We start from the raw sequence: 7,210 nt of genomic DNA on the forward strand, positions 1-7,210 counted from the left end.
GTCGCCGCGCACGCGCGGCGGGGCCTGTGAAATACGCCAAAAGCGTGCCAGTGCGCCGCGCGGCGGTGCGTGCCGGGCGCGTCGCGGTGCGAGGCGCGGCCAGCCGGGGCGCGGCGGCGGGCCGGGCCGCGTGTGCCGTGCTCGTGCGATGGTGGGTGCGCAGAACTGGCACGCCGCCGCGTTGCGCGCTGTGCCTTCGTGGCACAGCCGTGCACGAGGCCGGGCAACGCGGGCCTGACGGACTTTCGGCACGGGATTTGCATATTTGTCGTGTCGATGAAAGCCGGGATCGAAAAAGGGGCAGGGACGATGAATGCTCGGGGCGGGATCGAAACCGTGAAGGATGCCGAAGCTTTGGCCGGCGGCAGGGCGGCGGCCGGCGCGCGGGCCGAGGCCACCGCGGAAGACACACGCCGCAGCGCGGCCGGCACGGAAGCGCCGGCGGGCCGCGCGGTGGTCAGTGTCGCGCACGACGCCGACGAGCAGGCGCGCAACCTGATCGGCTGGCGCCAGACCTACGACCAGCTCGCGGCCGGGCGCTTCGCCGGCACGCTGACCGAGCTGCCGCTCGACACCATGAAGCTGTTTCGTGAAACCACCAGCCACGCGCTGCGGCAGGGCTGCGAGGTGCGCGGCGACGCGTACTGGTTCGGCATCCCGGCCAGGCCCGACGGTAGCGCCCGGATCGATGCGCGGCCGATCGCGGCCGACGGTTTTGCCTGCCGGCCCGGCAACGTCGAATTCGAACTGCTGACGCCGGCCGCGTTCTCGATCTATGGCGTGGTGGTGCGCGGCGAGGTGTTGCGCCGTTACGCCGAGCATATCGAGCACGTCGGCCTCGACGCGCGGCTGCGGCAGCCGGTGGTGCAGGCCGGCGAGGCGCGGCTCGCGCGCTTGCGTGCGTTGCTGGCCGCGCGTTTCGACGATGCGGTCGCGCCGCGCGCGGTGTTGTCCGAGTGCGAGCGTCACGATTTGCAGGCGGCGGTGCTGGCGGCCTTGTTCGACATTTGCGCGGGGCCGGACGCCGACGACGAGGCCGACGGCCTGCATCCGCAGCGTCGCCGCCGCATCGTCGCGCTGGCGCGCGACTACATGCTCGCGCATCGCAGCCGGCCGATCGGCGTGCCCGAGTTGTGCGAGCAGCTTCACGTGAGCCGCCGCACCTTGCAGAACTGCTTCCAGGATGTGCTCGGCATGGCGCCCGCCACGTACCTGCGCGCGCTGCGCCTGAACGGCGCGCGGCGCGACTTGTGCGGCCGCGCGGCGGGATCGGTGCAGGACGTGGCCGCCGCGTGGGGCTTCTGGCATTTGAGCCAGTTCGCCACCGATTACCGTCGCATGTTCGGGATGCGGCCGTCCGAGGCGCTGAGGGAGGCGTCCGGGGTTGCGGTGGCCGAAGCGGTGAACTGACCTGAGCCAGTTCGTCACCGGTTACCGGCGCATGTTCGGCATGTAGCCGTCCAAGGTGCTGAGGAAGCCGTCCGGGGCAGCGGTAAACTGACCTGAGCCGGTTCGCCGCCGATTATCGGCGCATGTTCGGCATGTAGCCGTCCAAGGTGCTGAGGGCGGCGTCGATGAACTGATTAGACGTGGCCATCACGCGCCAGCGGCCAAGCCAGCGCATCCCAGTCCAGCGCACGATAGGCGTTATCCACCGCGGCAATATCGTCCGGATCGTCGCTCGCATGCCGATCGTGCAGCGCGGGCGGCACCGGCACCACCACCGGCCGGCAATGCGGATAGTCGCGCACGCGCAATTCGGGCGCGATGCTCGTGAAGCAGGCCAGCGTCGGCACGTCGAAGCCGTCGGCCACGTGGATCGCCGACGAATCGGCGCCGATCAGCACCGCCGCGCCGCGCACCCACGCCAGATAGGCGGCGGTATCGGGCGACAGCGCGCGCACATCGACATACGCCCGATGATCGACCGGCCCGAAGCCGAGCACCGGTAACCCATAGCGCTGCGCGATGCGGTCGACGAGCGCCGCGCGCTGCCCGGGCGGGATGCTGCGCAGCGGCGTGCTGGCGTCGGCGCAGAACAGCGCGTAGCGGCGCGCATGCCACGGCGCGGGCAGCGCGGGCAAGGCGAGCCGCGCGAGCCAGCGGTTGCGCTTGGCTTCCGCCGGGATCGCTGCCGGCTCGGCGCCGAGCGCATCGAGGAAGTAGTCGATCATCGGCAGCGACGCGAACGCAGGCCGATAAAGCTGGTTGCCGACGTCGATCTTCGGGGCGGCAGCCGGCAGCGCATCGAGCGCGACCGGCAGCGTGCGAATCTCGGCCACAGCGTCGCCATGCGAAGTGGGGCGAGCGGCCAGCGCATCGAGTTGCGCGACATGGGCCGCGAGCCGCGCGGGCCGATACAGCACGAAGCGCAGCGCCGGATGCGCGCCGCGCAGCGCGTCGAGCGCCGTGAGGCCGATGATCGAATCGCCGAGCGCGACGCCCATTCCGTTGATCACGTGCACCGTCGCGCAGCGCGCGTAGTCGAGCCGGAACGGCCGCTCGGCCGCGTTGAGGATGCCCGCGCCGGCCGCGCGCGCCGTGGCCGCGATCAGGCCCGCCGGCACCGCGTCGGCCATCTCCAGATCATACGGCGCGACGAGCATGCGCTCCGGCGTCAGCAGCGTACCGGGGTGCCGCAAGGCCGCATGCGCATCGAAGCCGGTGGGGCCGTCGCTCTCCACGCCTTGCATCGCGGCCCCGGTTGCCGGTGGCATGGCCACGCTCACGCTCAATTACCCGGCTCGCCGCGCAGCTTGCGGCCCTGTTCGCGCACCTGCGCGAGCGTCGCGGACGGCGTGCTCGCTTCCTGCGGCACGCGGATCTCGATCAGCGCCGGCAAGTTCGCGGCCAGCGCACGTTCGAGCGCCGGTGCGAATTCCGCCGTGGCGAGCACCGTTTCGCCATGCGCGCCGAACGCGCGCGCATAGGCGGCGAAATCGGGGTTGGTCAGGCCGGTGCCGTGCACGCGCCCCGGGTAATGGCGTTCCTGATGCATGCGGATCGTGCCGAAATGCTGGTTGTTGACCACGATCACCACCACGTTCAGGCCGTACTGCATGGCCGTGGCGAGTTCGTGGCCGGCCATCATGAAGCAGCCGTCGCCGGCCAGCGCCACCGCAACCCGTTGCGGATACAAGGATTTCGCCGCCAGCGCGGCCGGCACGCCGTAACCCATCGCGCCGTTGGTCGGCGCCAGTTGCGAGCGGAACGCGCGATACGGGTAATGACGATGCAGCCAGGTGGCGTAGTTGCCCGCGCCGTTGCTGACGATCGCGTCGTGCGGCAACCGCTCGCGCAACTGCTGCATGATCTCGCCCAACTGCACGTCGCCCGGCATCGGCAGCGGCGCGCGCCACGCGTCGTAGGCCGCGTGCGCGTCGGCCGCGCTGCCGGCCCACGGCAGCACCTCGGGCGGCGCGAGCGCGGCCAGCCGCGCGGCGATTTCGGGCATCCCCGAGACGATCGGCAGGTCCGCCGCATACACCCGGCCCAGTTCCTCCGCGCCCTGATGCACGTGGATCAGCGCCTGCCGGGTCTTGGGGATGTCGAGCAGCGTGTAGCCGCCGGTGGTGGCCTCGCCGAGCCGCGGGCCGATCGCGAGCAGCAGGTCCGCCTCGCGGATGCGCCTGCCGAGCGCCGGATTGATGCCGAGCCCGACGTCGCCCGCATAGAGCGGATGCGCGTTGTCGAACGTGTCTTGATAGCGGAACGCGCAGGCCACCGGCAGTTGCCAGGCTTCGGCGAAGCGGCGCAGGTCGGCGCAGGCGTCGCGCGTCCAGCCGCTGCCGCCGACGATCGCGAGCGGCCGTTCGGCGCGCGCGAGCCGCTCGCGCAATTCCGCGACCTGCGCATCGGACGGCGACGCCGCGATCCGCTTCGCGGCCGGCAGCACCGGCTGCGGCGCGCACGGATCGGACAGCAGATCCTCCGGCAGCGCGAGCACCACCGGGCCGGGCCGGCCCGCAGTGGCGACATGGAACGCCTGGCTCAAGTATTCGGGGATGCGGCGCGCGTCGTCGATCTGCGCGACCCACTTCGCCATCTCGCCGAACATGCGGCGGTAATCGATTTCCTGGAACGCCTCGCGATCGAGATGCTCGCGCGCGCACTGGCCGACGAACAGGATCATCGGCGTGGAATCCTGGAACGCGGTGTGCACGCCGATCGACGCATGCGCCGCGCCCGGGCCGCGCGTGACGAACGCGATGCCGGGCCGGCCCGTGAGCTTGCCGGTGGCCTCGGCCATGTTCGCGGCGGCGGCTTCGTGGCGGCAGACGAGGGTGGCGATGCGGGCGGTTTCGTCGCCGAGTGCGTCGAGCACGGCGAGGAAGCTTTCGCCGGGCACGCAGAACACGCGCTCGACATGGTTGGCCAGCAAGGCGTCGACGAGCAGTCGCGCGCCGTTGACGCTGGCCGGGGCGGCGGAATCCGGGGTGGACGGCATGGGCTGCGGGCTCCCTCTCGGTGGCGAGGGGGATAGCTTACGCCGGATAGGAACCACGCGGGAGTAACGAAAAACGCGGGCGCGGCGGCGGTGCGCCGCGCCTTCACGGCTCACGGCCGGCTCAACACTCGACGATATTGACCGCCAGCCCGCCGCGCGAGGTTTCCTTGTACTTGGTCTTCATGTCGGCGCCGGTTTCGCGCATCGTCTTGATCACCGAATCGAGCGACACGTAATGGCTGCCGTCGCCGCGCAGCGCCATGCGCGCCGCGTTGACGGCCTTCACCGACGCCATCGCGTTGCGCTCGATGCACGGAATCTGCACCATCCCGCCGACCGGGTCGCAGGTCAGCCCGAGGTTGTGTTCCATGCCGATCTCGGCAGCGTTCTCGACCTGGCGCGGCGTGCCGCCCATCACGGCGGCCAGCGCGCCGGCCGCCATCGAGCAGGCCACGCCCACTTCGCCCTGGCAGCCCACCTCGGCGCCCGAGATCGACGCGTTGAGCTTGTAGAGGATGCCGATCGCGGCGGCCGTCATCAGGAAGTCGATCACGCCCTGTTCGCTCGCACCCGGCACGAAGCGCGCGTAGTAGTGCAGCACCGCCGGGATGATGCCGGCCGCGCCGTTGGTGGGCGCGGTGACCACGCGCCCGCCGGCGGCGTTCTCCTCGTTGACGGCGATCGCGTAGAGGTTGATCCAGTCGACCATCGACAGCGGATCGCGCAGCGCCTGCTCGGGGTTGCCGCTCAGCGTGCGATAGAGCTGCGGCGCGCGGCGCTTGACCTGGAACGGCCCCGGCAGCGTGCCTTCGGCATCGGGGTTGCCGATCCCGCAGCCGCGCGACACGCACGACTGCATCACGTCCCAGATCTTCAACAGGCCGCTGCGGGTGGTGGCCTCGTCGTTCCAGGCGCGTTCGTTGTCCCACATCAGTTGCGCGATCGACTTGCCGGTGGAGGCGGTCAGCGCCAGCAGCTCGGCGCCGGAGCTGAACGGGTAGGGCATCTGGTCGGCCGCGTTCAGCACCTTGGTGTTCGCCGCGCCGGCCGTCACCACGAATCCGCCGCCGACCGACAGGTAGGTGGTTTCGCGCAGCGCCTCGCCGGCCGCGTCGCGCGCGCGCAGCGTCATCGCGTTCGGATGCTCGGGCAGCGCCTGGCGGTAGAAGCCGATCTGCTCCTTGATCGAGAACGGCACCGGGTGGCGGCCCAGCAGCGACAGCGATTTGCTGTCGCGCACGGCGGCCAGCCGCGCATCGATGGTGTCGGGATCGACCGTGTCGGGCGCGTCGCCCATCAGGCCGAGCATCACGCCGCGGTCGGTGCCGTGGCCCTTGCCGGTCGCGCCGAGCGAGCCGTACAGGTCCACGCGCACGGTGGCCGTGCGTTCGAGCAGCGCATCGCGCTCCAGCCCCTGGACGAACATCAGCGCGGCGCGCATCGGTCCGACCGTATGCGAGCTGGACGGGCCTATCCCGATTTTGAAGAGATCGAACACGCTGACTGCCATGGGGGAGTTCCTGTATGCGGAGCGGGTGAATTAACGCGCCGGCAATGGCAGGCACGCGGCCAGCCACGCGGGCGGCTGCGGCGACAGCGATTGCGCGACGCTGTTGTAGCGGCCGTCGAGACGGGCCGCGAGGTGGAACAGTTCGGTGGCGTTCTTCGGCGCCCACGGCCCCGAGTAGCCGGGCAGGCCGGCTTCGCGCCGTTTGGCGTCGAACGGCACGGTGGAGTTGACGAATTCTTCGTGGGTCTTCTCGCCGCGCGCGTACGGCACCAGCCAGTCGAGCGCGGCCTTCAGCGTCGCGCCGTTCGCGCCGCGCTCGCCGAGCCAGTTGCGGTTGAAGCGGCGCGCGGCCAAGGCGGCCGTGACGAGCGGCTGCAGGTCGTAGACGGTGTAGTGGAGCGCGTCGCGCTCCTCGAAATCGATGGTGGTGCCGTCGGGCTTGATGTTGTCGGCCAGATGCTCGACGAACAGGCGCTGCGCGGCGTTCATCATCTTGCGGTCGCCGAGCGTGAACGCGGCCAGCGCGATCAGCTTGATCCGGTGGCTCTGCCAGTTGTTGCGCCACACGCCCGTGAGCGGGCGCGGCTGCGCCTCGACCTGCGCGACGTAGCCGGCGCCGAGCTTGGCGATGAACGCCGACGCGGCGTTGCGCGTTTTCACCGGCAGCGTGCTCGCCGTCATGTCGTACGCGACGATCAGGCTTTCGAAACGAGTTTCGTCGATCGGATTGAAATCCGGCTCGTAGGTGGTGACCCAGGCGAGCAGGAAACGGTTCACGAACGCGAGGTAGGCCGGCTTGTTGGTGACGCGCCAGGCCAGCGCCGCGTCGCGCATGCGCTCCATGTCGTCGAGCGCGGCCTCGCTTTGATCGCGGATGCCTTCATGCGGCAGCAGCCCCTCGGTATGGAGGTGCTGCATCGCGTTCGGCGCGTCGTTCAGGTGCGCGTCGACGCCGCGGACGAGCGCCTGGATGCCGGGTTCGGCGGAAGTCGATTCGTTGCTCTGCAGCGCGGGCGCGGCGCAGAAATTCATGGCCGCCCGAGCGGGCGACGCGCCGACCGAAGCGGCGAACGCGACGCAGGCCGCGACGGCCGGTGCGAACGCCCGCCAGCGAGGCCGCGCGGCGGCGGCCCTCACGCGATGGACGGCCGTGTTGTCCGGTAACACCTTGCGCACCATGCGGAACTCCTCGTTTGGCTGGATGGCGGTGTGTGATGGTAGCCGGACTTGGTAACGAACGCGACCGCGCGCCG

General features: G+C 70.7%; 5 protein-coding genes. 1 reads left to right on the forward strand and 4 read right to left on the reverse strand.

Features of this window, described 5'->3' with window-relative positions; translation table 11 throughout:
• The first annotated feature begins 309 nt into the window (after positions 1-309).
• The gene (locus ACYP33_RS20655) at positions 310-1,410 is read left to right on the forward strand and encodes a helix-turn-helix domain-containing protein (RefSeq protein ID WP_459623712.1); all 1,101 of its coding nucleotides are present in this window, start codon (positions 310-312) and stop codon (positions 1,408-1,410) included.
• A 173-nt stretch (positions 1,411-1,583) separates the two neighbouring features.
• Here the strand turns inward: ACYP33_RS20655 and ACYP33_RS20660 are convergent, their stop codons facing one another.
• The 4 genes from ACYP33_RS20660 to ACYP33_RS20675 form a co-directional block, all read right to left on the reverse strand.
• Positions 1,584-2,693 (reverse strand): glycosyltransferase family 9 protein, encoded by a 1,110-nt coding sequence (locus tag ACYP33_RS20660; RefSeq protein ID WP_459623722.1) that lies wholly within the window; start codon positions 2,691-2,693, stop codon positions 1,584-1,586.
• Between the two features lie 38 nt (positions 2,694-2,731).
• Positions 2,732-4,447 carry a thiamine pyrophosphate-binding protein gene (locus ACYP33_RS20665; protein WP_459623714.1) on the reverse strand — a complete coding sequence of 572 codons (1,716 nt, stop codon included), beginning with the start codon at positions 4,445-4,447 and terminating at the stop codon, positions 2,732-2,734.
• Positions 4,448-4,568: 121 nt separating this feature from the next.
• The gene (locus tag ACYP33_RS20670) at positions 4,569-5,957 is read right to left on the reverse strand and encodes an L-serine ammonia-lyase (RefSeq protein WP_414443555.1); all 1,389 of its coding nucleotides are present in this window, start codon (positions 5,955-5,957) and stop codon (positions 4,569-4,571) included.
• A gap of 30 nt (positions 5,958-5,987) precedes the next feature.
• Entirely contained in the window at positions 5,988-7,136 is a 1,149-nt protein-coding gene (locus tag ACYP33_RS20675; RefSeq protein WP_459623716.1) for an alginate lyase family protein, read from the reverse strand.
• Between the last annotated feature and the right edge of the window lie 74 nt (positions 7,137-7,210).

This window comes from Burkholderia sp. 3C (assembly GCF_054589155.1).

Bases quoted from the DNA above. Each gene is read 5' to 3' on its own strand.
- ACYP33_RS20675 (WP_459623716.1), bottom strand. From the start codon at position 7,136: ATGGTGCGCAAGGTGTTACCGGACAACACGGCCGTCCATCGCGTGAGG.
- ACYP33_RS20660 (WP_459623722.1), bottom strand. From the start codon at position 2,693: ATGCAAGGCGTGGAGAGCGACGGCCCCACCGGCTTCGATGCGCATGCG.
- ACYP33_RS20655 (WP_459623712.1), top strand. From the start codon at position 310: ATGAATGCTCGGGGCGGGATCGAAACCGTGAAGGATGCCGAAGCTTTG.
- ACYP33_RS20670 (WP_414443555.1), bottom strand. From the start codon at position 5,957: ATGGCAGTCAGCGTGTTCGATCTCTTCAAAATCGGGATAGGCCCGTCC.
- ACYP33_RS20665 (WP_459623714.1), bottom strand. From the start codon at position 4,447: ATGCCGTCCACCCCGGATTCCGCCGCCCCGGCCAGCGTCAACGGCGCG.